Genomic DNA, 368 nt, shown 5'->3' with positions numbered 1-368 from the left:
TGTTGTCACGCATCGCTTCTCCACCTTTTTCACTACTGTTAGTATGAAAGAAAAGGAAAAGACACTTTTGCAGAATGGTTGATTGGAGTGGAGCCAGCGTCACTCCTAGGGGATTTAGCGTTACAGAGGAGACCCTGGAGCGAACGCTAGTGAGTGAAGCGGCTCATCGGACGCCCCCTGGAAAGGACGCTGGCGGAACGGAAATCAACCCCTCGCCTTGCTAAAAGGTCTTTTTTCAACATCATAAAATGCCAGATGAACATTATGGTTCTTCTGGCATTTCGCAGTGTTGAAACCAAAACCATCAATAGAATTTTTGTAATAATGAATTTCCGTTACAGGCTACTTGCTTCCTTCTCTACCGCTCC

The 368-nt window shown here is 45.9% G+C and carries 1 protein-coding gene; it reads left to right on the top strand.

All coding sequences use genetic code 11. From position 1 onward, the window contains the following. Positions 1-153: 153 nt before the first annotated feature. Positions 154-368 (top strand): hypothetical protein (locus ACEVFT_RS12845; RefSeq protein WP_393950176.1); only part of this gene is annotated, 215 nt, incomplete at its 3' end.

The organism is Lysinibacillus sp. PWR01 (genome assembly GCF_043359455.1).
GTDB lineage: Bacteria > Bacillota > Bacilli > Bacillales_A > Planococcaceae > Lysinibacillus > Lysinibacillus fusiformis_F.
Note: the sequence above shows the minus strand (reverse complement) of the source record. Positions and strands in the feature narration are given on the sequence as shown.